Annotated in this window: 14 protein-coding genes; 5 read left to right on the forward strand and 9 right to left on the reverse strand. The window is 29.9% G+C overall.

The genetic code is table 11. From position 1 onward, the window contains the following. Nucleotides 1-462: 462 nt before the first annotated feature. The gene (locus tag ABM4_RS00175; RefSeq protein ID WP_016357662.1) at nucleotides 463-1,578 is read right to left on the reverse strand and encodes a radical SAM protein; all 1,116 of its coding nucleotides are present in this window, start codon (nucleotides 1,576-1,578) and stop codon (nucleotides 463-465) included. A gap of 196 nt (nucleotides 1,579-1,774) precedes the next feature. Between ABM4_RS00175 and cfbB the strand changes: the two genes are divergently transcribed. From cfbB to ABM4_RS00195, 4 genes are all read left to right on the forward strand, one after another. After that, nucleotides 1,775-3,181 (forward strand): Ni-sirohydrochlorin a,c-diamide synthase, encoded by a 1,407-nt coding sequence (gene cfbB, locus ABM4_RS00180; protein ID WP_016357663.1) that lies wholly within the window; start codon nucleotides 1,775-1,777, stop codon nucleotides 3,179-3,181. A 76-nt stretch (nucleotides 3,182-3,257) separates the two neighbouring features. Next, a complete protein-coding gene (locus ABM4_RS00185) occupies nucleotides 3,258-4,442 on the forward strand; it encodes an oligosaccharide repeat unit polymerase family protein (RefSeq protein ID WP_016357664.1) in 1,185 nt (394 codons plus the stop codon). A 163-nt stretch (nucleotides 4,443-4,605) separates the two neighbouring features. After that, complete coding sequence (locus ABM4_RS00190; RefSeq protein WP_016357665.1) at nucleotides 4,606-6,183, forward strand: hypothetical protein; 1,578 nt, start codon at nucleotides 4,606-4,608, stop codon at nucleotides 6,181-6,183. Between the two features lie 380 nt (nucleotides 6,184-6,563). Beyond that, nucleotides 6,564-7,394, forward strand: coding sequence for a F420-dependent methylenetetrahydromethanopterin dehydrogenase (locus ABM4_RS00195; RefSeq protein WP_016357666.1), 831 nt, complete (start codon nucleotides 6,564-6,566; stop codon nucleotides 7,392-7,394). Nucleotides 7,395-7,869: 475 nt separating this feature from the next. Here the strand turns inward: ABM4_RS00195 and hisB are convergent, their stop codons facing one another. From hisB to ABM4_RS00215, 5 genes are all read right to left on the reverse strand, one after another. Further along, complete coding sequence (gene hisB / locus ABM4_RS00200) at nucleotides 7,870-8,448, reverse strand: imidazoleglycerol-phosphate dehydratase HisB (RefSeq protein WP_040682211.1); 579 nt, start codon at nucleotides 8,446-8,448, stop codon at nucleotides 7,870-7,872. A 45-nt stretch (nucleotides 8,449-8,493) separates the two neighbouring features. Next, nucleotides 8,494-8,703 (reverse strand): ferredoxin family protein, encoded by a 210-nt coding sequence (locus ABM4_RS08845; protein ID WP_232216518.1) that lies wholly within the window; start codon nucleotides 8,701-8,703, stop codon nucleotides 8,494-8,496. Nucleotides 8,704-8,713: 10 nt separating this feature from the next. Then, a complete protein-coding gene (locus ABM4_RS00205) occupies nucleotides 8,714-9,406 on the reverse strand; it encodes a winged helix-turn-helix domain-containing protein (RefSeq protein WP_016357668.1) in 693 nt (230 codons plus the stop codon). A 505-nt stretch (nucleotides 9,407-9,911) separates the two neighbouring features. After that, on the reverse strand, nucleotides 9,912-11,480 hold the full coding sequence (locus ABM4_RS00210; RefSeq protein ID WP_016357669.1) for a flippase: 1,569 nt from the start codon (nucleotides 11,478-11,480) through the stop codon (nucleotides 9,912-9,914). A 176-nt stretch (nucleotides 11,481-11,656) separates the two neighbouring features. Further along, nucleotides 11,657-12,259, reverse strand: a complete 603-nt coding sequence (locus ABM4_RS00215) for a flavodoxin family protein (RefSeq protein ID WP_016357670.1) — start codon at nucleotides 12,257-12,259, stop codon at nucleotides 11,657-11,659. A 366-nt stretch (nucleotides 12,260-12,625) separates the two neighbouring features. On the opposite strand from ABM4_RS00215, the gene ABM4_RS00220 reads away from it, so the two are divergent. Further along, complete coding sequence (locus ABM4_RS00220) at nucleotides 12,626-13,384, forward strand: hypothetical protein (protein WP_016357671.1); 759 nt, start codon at nucleotides 12,626-12,628, stop codon at nucleotides 13,382-13,384. Between the two features lie 253 nt (nucleotides 13,385-13,637). On the opposite strand, the gene ABM4_RS00225 is transcribed toward ABM4_RS00220, so the two are convergent. The 3 genes from ABM4_RS00225 to ABM4_RS00235 all read right to left on the reverse strand — a co-directional run bounded on the left by ABM4_RS00225 (nucleotide 13,638) and on the right by ABM4_RS00235 (nucleotide 17,527). Next, nucleotides 13,638-13,988: a zinc ribbon domain-containing protein gene (locus ABM4_RS00225; protein WP_016357672.1), complete on the reverse strand. Its 351-nt coding sequence runs from the start codon at nucleotides 13,986-13,988 to the stop codon at nucleotides 13,638-13,640. Nucleotides 13,989-14,124: 136 nt separating this feature from the next. Further along, complete coding sequence (locus tag ABM4_RS00230; RefSeq protein ID WP_016357673.1) at nucleotides 14,125-15,348, reverse strand: bifunctional 5,6,7,8-tetrahydromethanopterin hydro-lyase/3-hexulose-6-phosphate synthase; 1,224 nt, start codon at nucleotides 15,346-15,348, stop codon at nucleotides 14,125-14,127. Between the two features lie 343 nt (nucleotides 15,349-15,691). Continuing rightward, nucleotides 15,692-17,527, reverse strand: a complete 1,836-nt coding sequence (locus ABM4_RS00235; protein ID WP_016357674.1) for a threonine--tRNA ligase — start codon at nucleotides 17,525-17,527, stop codon at nucleotides 15,692-15,694. Nucleotides 17,528-17,825 lie beyond the last annotated feature (298 nt).

Raw genomic sequence — 17,825 nt, forward strand, 5'->3', positions numbered from 1 at the left:
CTTTCCACGTTCCTCTTAAAACTTATAAGTTATAATTCTTCTTTAAAATTAGCTTTCATTATAACTTATAACTTATAATTATATTGATTTAGATTAGTTTCCTTATTTCATTATAACTTATAACTTATAATTTTTATCCAAACTGTGTTTTGTTTTGTTAAAATGTTCTTAGAACTTATAACTTATAATTTTTTATTAAAATTATATTTCCTAACTCATAAAGCTCTTAGAACCTATAAGTTATAACTTTAATTTAAATAATCTAATCTTAAATCAGCTTTTATTTTTGATTATAACTTATAACTTATAACTAAATTTTAATATTAGAATCTTTAATTTAGGATTCAATTCTTTAAAAAAAAGTAGAAACTAAATAAATTCATTTAATTTTCAAATATTATGATTGGATTTAAAAAATAACTTATTTTAATAATTCATAATTTGAAAAAACTATTGATTTATTTAATATCTATCTAAAGCACTTTGATAGTTGCCTTTTAATTTAATATAAGGCTCTGCTCTTGAGGTAACAACACCTAATTTCTTTAAATCCTCTATTTCTTCAAAAGGTTTATTTTTACGTATATCAACAATTTTTCTTGCAGACTTAATCCCTATTCCCGGAACCCTAATTAAATCGTGGTAGTTTGCATTGTTTACCTCTAATGGGAATATGTTCATATTCTTTGCAGCTAAGATTTTAGGATCCTCATTTAAGGATAAATTTCCATTACCATCAAATATTAATTCTTTTGTTTTAAAATGATAATCGTTTAGTAATGAATCGGCATGGTATAATTGTCCTGTTCTTTTAAGATCACATTCTGTTTTATTTTCAAATTCAGTTCCTTCTAATGGTTGAAATCCTGAGAAATAACTTCTTTTCAGATTTGTTTTTTTATAGATCTTCTCCATTCTTTTTAGGATTTCACTGTCTGTCTCATCATTAGCACCTACAATCATCTGGGTTGTAGGTCCTGAAGGACATAATCTCCTGTCTCTTTTTCGAATTGAATCAATCCAGCTTAACCTTTTTAATATGTCCTTATTATAATCCTTTGTAGATGACATCTGGGATAGACCGTCTGCAGATGCGGCTTCAATATTAATGCTTACCCTATCTGCAAGCTTCATGGATCTTTTAATATCATCTTTTGAGGCACCTGGAATGATTTTTAGGTGAATGTAATCCTGGTATCCATATCTCTTTCTTAATATGGAACAGGTTTCTATAAGTCTGTCCATTGTATTGTCAATGGTGTCACTAACTCCACTACTTAGAAACAGACCGTTTACATAACCTTCCGTATAATATTTTAGGAATACCTTCGCTATTTCATCAGGACTAAGTTCTATTCTTGTAAAGTCTCTTTGGCATTGATTTATGCAATACTTACAATCATTTTTACACTTGTTAGTCATTAATGTTTTAAAAAGTGGAATAGTACATCCATTTGACCCTGTTGCAGGATATATGCCTGGAAGGTTATGTTGTGAGCTTTTTTGATGGTTTACATAATCACATAAATCAAACTGTGCACTATCACTTAGAACCTGTGTTTTTTTAAGACTATCCATAATAAATCAGCTAAAGTTTTTTTTAATAAACTATTTAATTTATTATTTTTAATATTTTTTCCCTATATAAATTTATTATTTTAATGCAATTGATTTTTAAAATTCCTTTAAACCATTACCTATTCTATTGATTTTCAGTGTTTTCTATTAAAAAATTTAAAAAACTTTTAATATTATTATAAATACTATTAAATATATGAATATAGTATTATCTGGAACCGGTAGTGCAGTTGGAAAAACAACCATTGCAACAGGGATTATGGGTGCTTTATCAAAGGAACATAAGATTCAGCCTTTTAAGGTAGGTCCTGATTTTATAGACCCCTCATATCATACACTTGCAACTGGAAACTATTCAAGAAATCTTGACTCTTTCTTTATGAATGATTATCAGATTAATCATTGTTATAAAAGGGCATTGGATATTTCCAATTCTAAAATTGGTATTATTGAGGGAGTAAGAGGTTTATATGAAGGTATAGGTCCTATAGGCGATGTGGGAAATACTGCATCTATTGCTAAATCTTTAAATGCGCCTATCGTTTTGATTATAGATTCTAGAAGTTTGGTTAAAAGTGCCTCTGCTCTAGTTTTAGGTTTTAAACAACTGGATCCTGAACTTAATATTCAAGGGGTAATATTGAACAAGGTTAAGGGTAAAAAACACTACCTTAAAACTAAGGAAGGTATTGAGACATTAACTGACACTAAGGTTATTGGCGGTATCCCTAGAAATGAGGATATTGAGGTAATGCAACGCCATTTAGGTCTGGTTCCAGCTTTGGAAAAGGATAACATTAAGAACAATATTAATAAATGGGTGGAAACCGTAGAGGAATATATTGATTTAGACGCTTTGTTGGAAATCATGAAGGACTATTCCTCTGATTCCAATAAATCTATTAAACAACGGTCAAAGCCTTCAATACCTTATGGGGAACCTTTTAGAAAGGAAGATTCCAATGAACTTTGGAAAGTTGGGAATAAACAACCTATAAAAATTGCAGTTGCCCGTGATGAAGTATTTTCTTTCTATTATCAAGAGAATTTGGAGGCTTTAGAAGATAATGGAGCTAAAATTATAGAGTTCAGTCCTTTTAAGGATGAGGAATTGCCTGATGCCGACGGTTTATATGTAGGTGGAGGATATCCTGAATTATTTATTAAGGAACTTGAGGAAAACTCATCCATGAGACAATCCATATATAACTTCTACAATGACGGCGGTAAAATCTATGGGGAATGTGGAGGCTTAATCTATCTGTCAAAATCAATAGATGGCAAGAAAATGTGTAACATTCTACCATATACCTCACAGATGAATAAAAGAGTCCAGGGATTGTCCTATACCATAGCAGAATCCAAGGAAGATAATGTCATTGCTAAAAAGGGAGAGCTTATTAGAGGTCATGAATTCCATTATACCTCAATAAATACTGACGACAATACCAGATTCGGATTAGACGTTAAAAGGGGTCGTGGAATTACAGGCTCTGAAGATGGAATCCTACAGGATAATATCTTAGCAAGCTACATTCATGTCCATGCCTGCTCCCATCCGAATTTCGCATATAACTTTACCCAGTATATTAATGAACACTAAGGGATAGTTTTACTTTAATTCTTTATTTAAATTAAATAGATTATTTTATGAATTATAAATTAGACTAAGGGATATTATGAGATATAGAGAAATAGATTGGTTCAATCCTTACATTTTAATACTGTTATTAATATTGTTTGTTTTAATATCCTTACCAATCCATTTTAAATCAAGGCCTCTTCTTCCATTTCCCTCAGGTCAATTATTTTTATATATTCTAATAGGCATGATTTTTCTATCATTAGGTATAGAATCCTCAATTTATATTCTTAAAAAATCAAAAACATTAAAAAACATTAAAAAACGATCAAGTGATGTATATTCTAAGGATGACAATACCAAAAATTTAACTGATTATAGAATATCTTTAAAAGAGCTTCCATTATTTGGAAATTATTCAAGAATTGAATCAGTTCTTATTGTACTAATTCTTTTTAGCCTGGTCTTACAGTTGATCAATTTTTATAATTTAGGAGGTATACCATTATTCAGCGGATACCTTAAAAGTAAAGCTGCAACCAGGATTTGGTTCTTATCTTTTATGTTATTTCTACCTTCCATTAACATTTTACTTTCAAAATACAATAGGAAAACTCATTATGTCCTATTGTTCTTGGGACTTCTATGTTTTGCCCTAACAGGTTATAGGACAACTCCTATTGCAATATTACTCTCAAGCTTCATAACAATATTCTATACCCGCAATATTTCAAGAAAAACCAAGATATTATTTGTTGCATTGATAATTGTTTTACTTTTGGCCATCGGTTTTATTGCCGTTAGATCAATAGAATGGCAGCATTGGACATTAAATCCCCTGGAGTTAATATCTTATAGGGCGGCTTTTACCCTAAATGTTCTAGATAGGATTACATATCACCAGGCCATTACCGGTGGAAATCTATTATACTCCACTTTAACAGGTTATTTCACCTCAACTGATCCACGTGTATTGGTAGGTGAGGCTGTTCTTTTAAAACATCATTCCATTACCTCCACCATATTTGGTCCCGTGCTATTGGATTTCGGTACTGTTGGGATGATTATTCAAATGTTTCTAATGGGTTTTGTCCTTGAAACACTACACATATTACAGAAATACAATCATGGGGTATGCACAGCTTTCTATTCAATCATATTGGCCCAAAGCATCATATGGTTGGAGACAGGTCCAACTGATTTAATAGTCTTCATATTCTATATAATCAGTATTTTATTGATTGTATATAACCTAAATATTATTCATAAACAAAACAATTAACTTTTCATTTTTTTTAATATTTTATTTAATATTTCCCTTTCAATGATTAAAGATTTATAAAATGTACTTTTTGATAAATGGCTTTAATTTAAATATTTAGTCATATAAACTATTCTATGTTAAATATTATATCAATTAAAAAATTCAAGATTGGCGGTTTTTAATGGTAGATTCCAAGAATTCAAAAGATATATCTAAAAAATACAATAAAAATAATTCAGTTGAATCATTATTATCTGAGATAGGAATGGATGCTGATGAGTTTAAAAAAGAATTTGGAGTATCTGTTGATGAATTTGATGATGATATAGGCGAGTCAGTATATCAATTATTGGATGAGCTGGATCTTTTAGATGAGGAGTATAAGGACAATCAAGTGGAACGTGCTAATACATCTGGTTTCAGTTTAAACTCAAATAAAGTGGAAGACTTTAATCTTGAGGATGCCGATGAGGATTCAGATGATGAGTATCACTCACAGATTAGGAAAATCGAAAAACAAATTCAGGATAACCTAAATGATGAGGAATCTATCTCAGGCGGAATCAAAACAGTCCGCGACTTTTTTGAAGAGAATAAATATGTAAGTCAAAATGATCATGATATTGATGAGGTAAGAACCATTGCATTCGCATGTGAGATAGCACCTGCAAAAACCATTATTCCCGTAATTAAACTCTTAAAAAAATTGGAAAGTGAAGGTAAGTTACATTGGAAAACCACAAGAATTATAGGACTTGCTCATGGTAAGGGTGTTGATGAGTTACTTAATCAATACTGTGATGTAGTATATTATATAGGTCAAGGTAGAAGTGCCAACCAATCAGATTCTGGAAGATTCCAATTAGCTAGTTTGATTTTAAGGGACATCTATAAAGCAACCAGGGCCATGATTGGTGAGCAAATTGATTTACTTGTAACCTGTGGAAATGCAGGTGATGTCAGAAAATCAATTTCTGCTGCAAAATTACTTAGAACACCTGTCCTACATATTGAGCAGGATATCTACAATCCAATTGAAATCATATCCCAGGCTAATTTGATCACTGTTCCATCAAAGGATTATGAATACTATCTTAAAATACAGTATGGTCTTAGGAATGTAGTTAACATTGGCGGATATCCAATGGCTGCATATGTTGATAACGAGATTAAAAAAAATAAACTAGTTTCTAAAGAGGAAATTACAGAGAAATATGGATTCGAACATTACATTTTAGTTTTATTAGGTGGGGACCTTAAAAAAGAAGATTTAACTGATTTGATTCCACTTATTGATGGCTTTGACTATCCGACATTAATCGCCCCTTATAGATTTGATAAGGGATATGTTGAAGATTTATCAAAGTCTAGTAAGGTTAAGATTCTGGATAATTATGTGGATATTCTAAGTTTAACAAATTCCGCAGATGCTTTAATCTATGGTGCAGGTATGGGAATGACAATAGAGGCTGGTGTATTGAAGGTACCTTCCGTAAAGATCTATGGTTATCATGTATTCCATAGTAGTATAAATCTGGCTAAGGAATTGAATATTCCAATCGTTCAGATATGGGACATTCCAAGGGCTTTAAGAAAACTCTACCCTCCAACAGGAGACATTGTTAAGGACGGGCAGGAAGCTATCTATAACATTGTAAGATTGATTAATAATTTTGATTACTCCCTTAAGAAAGGTAATATTAGAAGTACATTCAAGATATGGAGAGCAAGATCTAAATTTAGAAAAAGCCATAAATAATTTAAATTTATTTTTAATTTTGATAGGCCCTGTCAATTTTTTTATATTAATTTTAGACTAATTTTTTAATAAAGTATTACTTCCTTATCTTGTTTAATAAAAGTATTTTACTGTAATTTTTTTTATTATTTTAATATCATTCTAATCAAAGCGAACTTTTTTTATTCATCTTATAAAATATTATTTGATTCCTATTCTATTAAAAAACAATTTTAAACAATTTTCACATCTTTAATATATTTAATGCCAGCTATTTTTTTAAATCAATCCTCTAATATCCTTTTTTATTTTGATTTTTAATTATACTATATAAATTTTTCGTTTTTAATAGTATCAAAAGTTCTTTATAAGTAATACTATAAATTATTACTTGTGATATTATGGTTGTAAAAATTGGAATTGTAAAAAGTGGAAATATTGGTGCTTCACCAGTATTAGAATTATTATTAGATGAAAGAGCAGACAGACCTAACATTGATGTTAGAGTATTTACTTCTGGTGCTAAAATGAACCCAGAACAAGTAGAAGATGTAGTACCAAAAGTCAAAGATTTCAATCCTGACTTTGTAATGTTCTCAAGTCCTAACCCAACCGCACCAGGTCCTGCAAAAGCAAGAGAACTCTTATCCGAAATGGATGTTCCTGCATTTATCATTGGTGATGCTCCAGGAAAACGTGCTAAAGACGAAATGGATGAACAAGGTATTGGTTACATCATTGTTGAAGCTGATTCAATGATTGGTGCAAGAAGAGAATGGTTAGACCCTACTGAAATGTCCGTATTCAACTCAGATCTTATTAAAGTATTAGCATGTACTGGTGCTTACAGATTAATCCAAAACACTATCGACGGAGTAATCGCACAAGCTGATGCTGGAGAAGAAATTGAATTACCAAAACTTGTTATTAATGCTCAAAAAGCTGTAGATGCAGCTGGATTTACCAGTCCATATGCAAAAGCAAAAGCATATGCTGCATATGAAATGTGTGCTAAAGTAGCAGACCTTGATATGAAAGGTTGTTTCATGATGAAAAACTATGAAGAATTCTTACCTGTAGTAGCTGCTGCACACGAAATGGCTTCTGCTGCTGCTCAATTAGCTACTGAAGCAAGAGAAATTGAAAAAGCAAATGATACTGTATTAAGAACCCCACACATGAGTGACGGTTCCACAGGTAAAAAAGTTAACTTAATTTCAAAACCAGAATAAATCTAATAGATAAATAAGTAGTATTTCACTACTTATTATCATCTTTCTATTAGATTCCACTTTTTTAAAATCATTTAATTTATTTACTTAGTCTATACTTTTCTAGTTTTACTTATTTTATTCGTTTTTAGTTGTTATTCTGTTTTATTAGCTATTTCTATTGGTTTTATTAATTGTTTATTGAAATTAGATTTTTTTATTTAGTTTTTTATTTATTTTATTAGTTTTCACTGTTTCTTCCATATGATATTGGCTTTTTAAGTTTTTTAGTTGTTATTCTGTTTTATTAGCTATTTCTATTGGTTTTATTAATTGTTTATTGAAATTAGATTTCTAGATTTACTTATCCTTACAGTATTTTATTGGATATCTAGTTAAATCAAATAAGAAGATTCCATTAAAAAACGGTTTATAAAAAAGTCAAAATTAAAATAATATATAAGGGTATAAAAAAGAGTAAAAAAAGAAAAAGGGATTATAAAACTCCTTTTGTACTTGGAATCTTATCGTGTTCTATTTTTGATGCTTCTTTAAGAGTTTTTGCAAATGCTTTAAAGAGGGCTTCAGCTTTATGATGATCATTTGAACCTTTGGCCTTTCCATAGAAGTTTAATTTCGCTGAATTTGCAAATGATTCAAAGAAATGTATGATATTGTCGCTTGTGATATCTCCTATTTTATCATTTTTGAATTGAACATCTAAGTTACAATAACTACGTCCACTAATGTCTATTGCAACTAGAGCTATTGAATCATCCATAGGTACTATTCCGTCAGACATTCTTTTAATACCTTTTTTATCACCTATGGCCTCTAGAAAAGCTTCACCTAATACAATTCCAACATCTTCTACAGTGTGATGATCATCTACTTCAATATCCCCTTTAGCTTTAATATTCAAATCAATAAAACTATGACGTGAAAATGATTCTAACATGTGATTTAAGAAGTGGATTCCCGTATCAATATTATAGTTACCTTCTCCATCAATATTTATTTCAAGTGTAATATCTGTCTCAGATGTTTTTCTTGAAATTTTAGCTTTTCTCTCCATTAACATCACTTTAACTTTTATTAAAATAAAATAATCCTTGATAATCTATTCATTTAACCAGGATCTATGAACTCTAATAGCATCTCTGCGGCATTTCATTTCACATAACATACAAACATGACAATATTGTAAGTTTGATGCATGCGCAATCTTATCTATTTTCCAAATTTTCCTACCTTTTGGACAAACTTCTTGGCAGTTTCCACATCCGTTGCATCTATTTTCATCTACTGTTATATGTATAATATGGAACACCCCATCTTTGTTATAATTTTAAAGTTGCAATAGAAACAGCTTTAAATCCAATATATACTTCTTTTCCAATGGTTAATTTTAAATCGTTAGATGCGGAAACTGTAATATCTGCACAGATTTCAATTCCATCTACATCTACTTTAAGTCTAATCATCTCATTTTCCAATTTCATTTCAATGATTTTACCTTTTAAAACATTACGAATACTAGATTCTTGAGGTTCTAACATAATAAAAATATTGTCATAACTGATTAAAGCAAGAATTTTATCTCCTACTTTATATTCCTCATGTAAAGGAATGGTTAACTCAGTATTTTTCATTTGTATTTTCATTACACCTTTAGGTTCATCTATTTCAAGAACAGTAGCCTCGATTTCATTTACATCACGATGAAGTTCCATAATGGCATTGATTTTTTTACATTCTTTTAGAATCATTTTACCTTCATCGGTTAAGGTGGTACTACCTCCACCACCTTTTCCACCTTTATTAGTGCTTACAATTGCTATGTCTAAACCTTTTTCAATCTTATCAATATAATTTAATGCGGTTCTGTAAGATACATCTGTAAGCTTTGCAGCTTTTGTGATGGAATTAGTGGTATTAATATTTTTTAAAAGATTAAATTTCTTTTCATCTAGTAAAAATGTTTTACCGTCTAAGTTTATCTTATATTCTACTCCGGCTGTTACTTCTGTCATAAAAATTACCTACCCTAAAAAATATTATATCTATTTATATTTTTTCTAATTAAAATATTTTTATTTTATAATCCTGGGATAGGATTTTATTTTAATATTATCTTAATATGATATTTTTAATAGGAATTTATTTTTAATTTATAATGGTTTTATTTATTTTTAAGCAATTTTGAAATCTTAAAATAATATGCTGAGTTTTAACTTTAAGAGTATTTTTTTATTGAAATTAGTTATAGTTTGAATAATTTTTAAAAAAGCTTTACTTAAAGTCAGTTAAGATATTAGGTTTTTACAAAAATAGTTTTATATTGGCTTTTAATCAGTCATTTTTAACTTAAAAAATAGTTTTATATTGATCTTAATCATACTTCATTTAAAAGGTTATTTTACTGGTATACAATTATTATTTTCACCTTTTTTAATCTAATTTTTAATTAAAAATAGTTCTGATTATTTAAAGATTTAAAAAAAGTTTTAGTAAAGATTAAAATCTCTACTTTAAAAATTAGTTCTTGTTTATTCCATTCTCTTCAATAAATCTAACGATTTTTAGATAAACTCCTTTAAGGGGACCTAATTTATTTTGCAGATTTTTCATTTGTTCAATATCCTCTGTTTCAAATATTTTAAGAATTACTAAAGCCAGTATATAGACTATAGGACTTACAACTATTCCAAGTACTAAACCATATGGATTATTCGGAATAAATAGAATTGCTAATCCCATGATTAAAGACGCAAAAATTACCTTCATTATTTTTCCATGTTGAATTTTGGCTTTTGTGACTCTAAATGTTATATAAACTGTCGGAATCATTAATATAAATGTTGCAAGAGTTGTAGCTAATGCCCCTCCAGCTATACCATATTCTTGTATTAAAAACCAATTTAATATTGCATTTAATCCAGATCCACATAATAGAATATACATTGAGATTCTAGGATATCCTATTCCCTGAATTATACTGTTTGAAACTGCATATATGGAATAAAAGGTCATACCAAGTACAAGTATGGATAAAGCCAGTGCCCCGGAGGTGTATGCTGGATTTGTAAAGTATACAATTCTCATAATGGACTTTGAAAATATTGCTGTAAATATACACAGTGGAGCTGTTAGAAGCAAGGAGTATTCATATGATTTGAATACATAATTATCTAACTGTTTCTTGTTTTTGGTACTATATGCTGCAGATGCTGCAGGTAGTATTGTAGTTGCAATTGAGGTGGATACGATTAAAGGCAATCTTGCAATCGGATCTGCTGCAGTATAATAACCGATTAATGAGTCAGATAAGAAAACACCCATAATCAATGTGGATATACTGAATATAACCATTTCAGCTATTGCGGTAATGGTTACAGGAATTGAAAATAGAACCAACTGTTTTGCAAGTTTAAGCTCATCTTTTTTAGTAAATACCCAGTTCGGATCCTCTGTTTTCTGTATATATTCTCCCATATATTTTTTATAGATATATACTCCGGATATTGAACTTGCAAAGAATCCTACTACTGAACCTAAAACCGCACCAAATGCTTGAAGTCCAATAAGTACAAAAGCTGTTGCACATAAAATCATGAATATTTGTTCCACAGCCCTTGTTGCAACGATGTATTCCATTTTATAAACTGCCTGGAATGCGCCTCTAAACGCTCCAACAATTACACTAAAAGGAGTGATTAAACCAACAGCCTCTAAAGGTAATAATGCATTGGGGTTATGGAAAATATCGTTTGCAAGCCATGGTGCTATTAGGAATATCATCAGAAATCCCATAACCAGTCCTAAAATAATCATTATCTTTAGGGATGTTAGAATGGTCTGTCTTGCAAGATTCTTTTGGTCTGTGGCATTATACTCTGCAACATATTTGGCAATTGCAGGTGGAAGACCTCCTGCAGCAAGTATCTGGAATATTCCTTGAAATGGAAGTGTTAAACCTAGAATACCATACATTGCAGGTCCTAATAATGTAGCCATTAAAAAACGATAGAGGTATCCTCCTATACGAAATATTACATTACCGATTAATATAAAGAAACTACCTCTAGCTAACTTAGAATCCGCCATAATTTTACACCATAACTATCTATAAATATCTATACATATTTAAATATTTTCATAAATTTTACAATTTTTATTGATTTTGTACTTTTTTTATTTAAATTTTAGATTTTGATTAAATGAAATACAATTTTTTAATAAAAAAATGAACCTTTATAAATAGTGGATTGTTATTTTTTTAATTATTGTATATACTTATCTACAAATTTTATAAATTGATTTAAAGTTCTATCTAATGCCTCAAATCCGTATCTGTCCTTTTTGACCTCTTCAAGACTATCTTTTGACCAGAAACATGGACCTAAATTGGAGCCAAATGGACCGCCACTTACTGGAATGATTCCATGCAATATATAGTAGGTATTTATTTCCTGAATTGCAAGTTCCTGACCACCAACACGGTCACCACCTACGGTTATGCTCATACCAATTTTGCCTCTTAGGATATCATAATCTATTGCCTCTAAGGCTCTGGTTCTATCCATGATACATTTGGTCTGAGCACTGATTCCTCCATTATGCATAGGAGATCCAATGATAATTCCGTCGGCCTCTTTAAGAAGCTCATATACAGGATACATATCATCCTCATTAATACATTTCTTGTGTTCAATACAATAATCGCAGTGGTAGCATGGAGCTATTCTCTTACCACTTACACTTGTAAAAGCAGTTCTAAAACCCTCATCCTCTAAGGCTTTTAGTGCATATTTTACTAGGTAATCTGTAGATTCCTCCCTTGGACTTCCACAGATACCTAGTATTAATTTCTCCTTTCTTGACATAATAATATTATATCTTTATATAAATTTATTCTTTATTATTGGAATATTGAATTCTATATTTAACGAAACAATATTAAATATTGGATTTTATCTAAACCCTTTTTTAAACCTTTTAAAATTTAATTTAATCTTATATTTCTTTATCGATTCGGTTTTAAGTAAAAATTATCCCTTTAATTAAAATATTTTTTAACAATATTTTTCTGTTTTTAATCTATTAGTTGAATCCACTAACAATGATTTTTTAATAAATTTGTTATACTTTTTAACATATTTTTATAAATATGTATAAATAAAAGAAATTAGATAACTATAATAATAGAATTTAATATAATTAATATCTGTTTTTTTAAGTATGGTGTAATCATGAAACAATCTAAAGGTGTTGTTAAGAAGTATTCAAGAGAATATACTAGAACCTTAAAAAGTGGTAAAAAGAAAAAGTACAAAACAGAGCAGGTTCAAATTACAATACCAAAACAGGATAATGTTTTTGAAAATAATGAGGATGTTCTAATTCTTCCTTATTCTGAAAATCCATTTGAGGAATATGAAAAAACTTTATCAGATTTAAAGACTAAATATGAGACTTTAATGGATGAAAACAATCAATTAAAGGAGAAAGTTGCATCATATGAAACTAGATCATCCCTTGATAATTTGGAATCTAATGGTTCTATATCAAATTTAGAATCCAATAGTCAATCTGAGGCGGAATCTAGATTATCTTCTATGAATCTGGAAGAATCTAATTTAAACCCATTATCTGATGATAGTATATCTAATAATTCTCAAATAGATACAGATAAAAAAGACCTAAACAATCCTGAAAAGTCTATTGGGGATAAAGCTGATAAAAGTTTAGACAATCTTAAATCTATAGGGGATAGTGTTAACAAAGATTCAGATGATCTTGAAAAGCCAGTAGAAAATAAGCTAATAAGTGAAGAAAGTTTTAGAAATGACTATAAGGACGATATCATTTATAATCTTCAAGAGGAGTATATTGATTTAACTAAAAGATATGAAGAGCTTCAAAAAGAGCTATCTTTACTTAAAAATGATCAACTATCCAATGAATATTTAATCAGAAGACTTAAAAAATTCATATTAAATCTTGAATAGTCTTTAATTTTCTATTGATTTTAGCTGTTTTTTATTTTTAAAAAGAGTTGTTTTATTTTATTTTTAATTTAAACTTATTTTATTATCTTTTTTTATAAAAAAATGATATTTTATTATTTATTTTAATTTAAAACTATTTTTTTTTAATTGAAGAATCATTTATAAACATCTTATTGAAAAAAGCTGTCAGGACATTTATAATTTATAATGGTTTTTATTATTGGTAAAAAAAGTATAAAGATTAGAATATGATTTAAATTTCCTCATCATCATCAAGGTTAGGATTGTATCCTCCCCTATAACCTTGTGGTCTTCTTTGGAAATGGTTTGAGGTTTCCTGTTCATAGTTAGGATTCCATCTTTTAAGGTTAGGTAGGAAGGTAATTAATACACCAGTCGCATCTGATTCCCTTAAATCAGGATTTTTATCCATCATCTCTTGTGCTTTTTTAACAATCATGTCCTCTACTGTTAAATCCGGTTCTGTAAATTCTCCATTTTGATAACAGTCTGCACAGTAATATTCATTTTTACTTCCATCTTTGTTTGTCCCTAATTCGTCTCCTCTACTCATAGGTTTACCACAAGAATTACAAAAACCCATAAAAATCACCTTAAGAAAATTATTATTATTATTATTATTCATTTATTCTAAAATGAATTATAAAAAGTTTTTTATTAAAAAAAGAGTTGGTCTATAAAATTAAAAAAAAGAGTAAAAATAGTTTTTATAAAACTATTTAGATGGTTTCATCTTCATCGAGAGCAAGTCTCATATTGTCTGGATCTACTGGGAAGTGTGCTAAGAAATCATCAGCAGCTCTTCTTGGATCTTTTGAACCAATAATGTATCTTCCAGCAATAATAATGTCTGCTCCTTTAGATGTAGCCTCTTCGACTTTTTCAGGAGTGATTCCGCCTGCTACAGCAACTAAACCTCCATCCATAATTTCTTTGATAGCTTTAATATTACCCCATTCGGTCATATTACTGGTATCTTCACCTTTTTCAGCTTTGGTAGTTTCTAGATCTACATTTCTGTGGAGTAAAACTATGTTAGGTTTGAGTTCAGGTTTAAGTTGTTTGAGTTTACCTTCAAAGTCATCTACATTCATCATATCTAATATGGAGTAGATTCCTTGTTTTTGAGCCTCATGGATTGCTTTTTCAATAGATTCAACAGTTCCAAGACCTGAGATTGCAACAGCATCTGCAGTCTCATCTGCAGCCATTTTAACTTCTACTCTTCCAACATCTAAGGTTTTTAAATCAGCAATAATAAATGCGTCAGGACGTAATTCTCTGATTTTACCTACAACACCAACACCAAATTTCTTAACGAGTGGTGTACCTGCTTCAATAAGGATTCTTTCTCTTTGAGGTAATGCATTCATTATGTTTTTAACAGCATCAAGATTATCTAAATCAAGTGCTACTTGTAAGTATGGAGGGTTCCATAATCTTTGTACTTTGAATCCCATTATTGGGTGAGTTCCACGATCTTTTTCTGCTAATACTTTATTGATATCAGGATATCCTTTCATTGCTCTTCTAATTGCTAATTTGGTTGCACCATAGTTGTATTGGTAAATTTTTCTGTAGTTTTCTGCTTCTGGATGTACATAAACAGATACAACTAAAACAATGTCATCAATTTTATCTTTAGGAAGAATTCCTTCCTCTACAGCATCTGCTACTGCTCTACCTACTGCAGTCTGTGCAGGTCCAAATACTTTACTTGCATCTTCTAAATTTCCAACTGTTACTTTAGGTACAATTGCAGTTGCAGGTTTGGTCATTAAGTTAGGTCTAATGACAGTAAGAAGAGGTGTGTGACCTACAGAAAGATTTGCTAAAGCATTTGCAAAAGCATTTCCAACAGGACCTTCTTTATCTCCAATCATTAAATCAACATGAGCTAATTCGTTTCCGTCTCCAATAAGAGCTTCTCCTATATTATACATTTCATATCCTCCAATTATAATAAATCAATTACTGATTTTTAGAGTAATTCTAGATTTATAACCATGATATATTATGTTTTTAAATACATAAATATTTTAATTTTTTTTTAATGTTATTGATTGTAAAATTCTTTTAAATTTTAGATTAACATACATTCAAACTTTAAAGAATTTACATACTAAATTTAGATTTTGGTTTTTTTATCAATTTTAATTTTATATTGTTCTTTTTTCATTCTTTTGTAATTAGTTTCATCAGCATTGCAAATGATTTTAGTTTTGTATTGCTCCTCTGAAAAAAGATAGTTTAATATCTTAAAAATTAAGATATTAATTTTAACACCTAGAAGTGTATTCTTTGAGCGGTGTTTCTTGGAATTGGTAATCTTCTATAAGGCATTCCTTTGTTTTTATTAGATACTTCCTGGATTAATTCATCAATAGTCATATCTACTTTCTCGCCGGTTTCCCTTACAGTTACCTGTACAGTATCTGATTCAAGTTCCTTATCACCAACAACAAATATGTATGGAATCCACTCTTTGGATGCGTTTCTTATTTTCTTACCTACCCTATCTTCACTGTTATCAACATCTACACGGATATTGTTAGCTTGGATTTTATCAGCTAATTGGTTTGCATAGTCAATATGTTTATCGGCAATTGGTAAGATCCTAACTTGTATTGGACTTAACCAAGTTGGAAGCATAGGAGCCCTTTCGTCCTTTTCAATTGCGGTCTTTTCAAGTAAACTACAGATAACCCTTTCGATACTTCCTGTAGGTGAACAATGTAGGATTGTTGGATGATGTTCCTTCTCATCTTCCCCGATATAGTTAATATCGAAACGTTTTCCACTTTCAACATCGATTTGTACAGTTGGGTTTTCAATTGGTCTACCTAAGTAATCGATTGCTGCAAAGTCTATTTTACAACTCCAGTAGTGTTTCCTTTCAGGTAAGATTTCTAAAAGCATTGGTTTTCCAATTCTTCTTGCTGTGTTATACATCCATTCCTTATGTTCGTCATAGAAGTCCTGGGTAGCCCTGAAGATAATCTCATAATTAACATCAAGATCTACACCGGTCTGTACACACATGTCCACCTGTTTATCAAATTCAACTAATGTTGAATCCATATCCTTACAGAAACTGTGGAAATCAGGCATTGTAAATGCTCTTAATCTTTTAAGGCCTACTACTTCACCTTTTTGCTCATATCTGAAACTGTAGGTTGAAAGCTCATAGACCTTAGCAGGTAGGTTTTTCCATGTTAGGAAGGTATCTCCCATTACTCTGAATGCACCGAAACAACATGCAAACCTAAGCATTAAAGGATTTTTAGTTGCGGTCCTGTATTGTCTTTCACCGAATTTAGCTGCATGTTCCCTAATGGCATCATTCTCTAGGTTATAGAAGATCGGTGTTTCAATAGGCATTGCACCCTGATCTACAACTAAGTTGTAAACATAATCGGATAATAAGTCACGTACTAAACGACCTTTAGGATACCATTTAAGGTTTCCAACATCGGAAGCACTTTCATAATCACATAATTCTTTTTCTCTCATTAATTTAACATGAGGAGGTTCAACTTCCTCGGATTCACCATGACCTAATTCATTTTTAACCAATTTCTCTAATTGTCCCTTGTTGGTGTAATCGTATTTATCACAATCTGAAAGCTGACCGTCTTCTAGAATAAACCATTTGGAACCTGGTCCCTTATCTTTCTTCTCTTCATCATCATCTTCCATATCAGCAGTGATGGTTCTTGAAAGTTCACTTAATGGGTGTCCTTTACAGGATAATTGGAATCCTTTATACCAACCAAATGGTACCCTAAACACATCATAGTTATCTTCTTTTAAAAGTTCCTCAGCTTCTTTCAATATTTCAATAGCAAATTTAGGAGAACCTAATGAGGAAGATAAATGTGCATATGGATATAATACTATATTTTCTGCTTTAACTTCGTCATAAACTTTTTTAACTTCTTTAACTAAATTCTTTGCAATTGCATCAGGGTTTTTTTCATCCTCTTTTTCAACAGATGTAAAAACAACTAATGACTCATCAAAAGCTCCATTTTTTTTAGCTTCATCAATTTCTTCAGCTACAGGAGTTTTATTTTTTGTCTCGTATTTAATATAATCTGAGTGAATGAGTAATACTCGCATTTAATCACCTTTTTGATAAAATAATAAAATTTAAATAAATCAATTATATAAAAATTAGAAAATTTCTTAGATTTAATTTTAATATAATAATTAAATTTATGTTATAATAATATTTATATTATATTTTTTTTAGTGATTTTCATCTGGTCATTTCGGTTTTTTCATAATTTTAAAAAAATTGAACCATTAACTAATCCTTGATTTTTTTATTATAACTTATAAGTTAAACTTAATATGATTGTTTTAATTCTTTTCTTATTTTTTATTTGAATTATAGAAACTCATTTAATTAATCTTT

It is taken from the genome of Methanobrevibacter sp. AbM4 (assembly GCF_000404165.1).
Taxonomy (GTDB): domain Archaea; phylum Methanobacteriota; class Methanobacteria; order Methanobacteriales; family Methanobacteriaceae; genus Methanarmilla; species Methanarmilla boviskoreani.